This is a genomic window from Brachyspira catarrhinii (assembly GCF_005518285.1).
GTDB classification, from domain to species: Bacteria; Spirochaetota; Brachyspiria; order Brachyspirales; family Brachyspiraceae; genus Brachyspira; species Brachyspira catarrhinii.
In genome coordinates, this window is sequence record NZ_SJDU01000509.1 from 1 (window position 1) to 1,368 (window position 1,368).

Consider the following 1,368-nt stretch of genomic DNA (forward strand, 5'->3'; position numbering starts at 1 on the left):
TTTAATACATCCACAGGCAATACCCTATTTGGGTCTTGGTTAGCGTAAGTAGGGTCGTATCCGCCATGCGCTGTCTCTCCCATATTGTCTATAGAATATCTTCCGTATTTTGAAGCCGAAGAAGATTCTATATGGTCTGGATTTCCAGAAGGAACTATTCCCCCGCTCGTTACAAGCGCAATTTTAGCTTTAGTTATATCCGCTATAGCCTCTCCAGGAGTCACTCTATCGAAATCTGGCATCGGATATTCCGTAGAAAAAGTTTCCGCTTTAAGTTTTTTAACAAGCATTTCAACGGCTCTTTCCGCTCCGTTCTTTTCTCTAAACAATACTTTACGAACGCCCCTCGCTATATAACCTTCTTCTTCAGAAGTGCCTATTTCTTCATTTTCAAGAAGTTTTTTAGACAATTTAGCAATTTTTGGCAAAGCGTCTCTCATACCAGCGGCGCTATTTTTAGTAGATATTATATAAACATCCTTTTTGAACATATCGGCTCCGGGATTTTCTATATACATCCCCGTAACGGCTGGAATCTTTAATTCGTCTTGAACCATTTTAGAAACAGTTCCGCATGCAGTTCCATAACGACCAGCGTTAAAAGCTGGACCCGCCACGACTAAATCTGGGCTAAAACTTTTAATCATATCCAAAACTTCTTTTTTAGCTTTTTCAAGATTTTCGTTAAAATAAGAGTCCCCGCATATTACCGTTCCCACTACTTTAGCGGTAATTCCGCTTTTCTTTAATTCGCCTTCAAGCCCCGCTCCAGGACCTACGACTCCATCTCTTTTTTCTGGCGCTATATCCGCCTTCTCTTCGCCTCCTATATTGGCAAAGAATTGATTAATGTAATGAACAATTTTATATTCTGGCATTTAAGCTCTCCTAATTTTTTAATTTAGGCAACCCCTATAATTAATGTTTAATAGAGGCTGCCAAGTTATTTAAAAACCAAACTGGTTTTAATTCAATGGATTTTATTTTAGAGAATTATTTTTTGTTTATTTTTAAATTTAGTTATTATTTGTATTGGCAGTTTTCATCGCGCATCTTTTTAATTTCCGCAATGATTTCGTCCACATTCAAAGTCATTTCAGCCATACCTATCTGCTCGTCATAAACCGCAGGGTCAACCGCTTCTTTGAATTCGGGTTCTACCGCATGATAGGCGGCTAAACCTAACGAAACATTAGCCAAAGCTCCAGCGTAAGTAGGGTCTCCTATCATAACCGTTTCGGCTGCTAATCCCGTAGCTTCGGCTTCCGCCGCTCCAAATAATAATACTAAATTCTCGCCTCCAAATTTCTCGGCAAACTCTTTAATTCTCTTTTGATTCTCCAAATCCATCGCTCCTGCGGCTGTTCA

1 protein-coding gene and 1 pseudogene are annotated in these 1,368 nt (G+C 39.4%); both read right to left on the bottom strand.

Features of this window, described 5'->3' with window-relative positions:
• Window positions 1-878: glycine/betaine/sarcosine/D-proline family reductase selenoprotein B (locus tag EZH24_RS11920; protein ID WP_137999294.1), on the bottom strand; the 878-nt coding region annotated here is incomplete at its 3' end.
• Between the two features lie 145 nt (window positions 879-1,023).
• A pseudogene (grdA, locus tag EZH24_RS11925) lies at window positions 1,024-1,368 on the bottom strand (glycine/sarcosine/betaine reductase complex selenoprotein A); the annotation flags it as partial.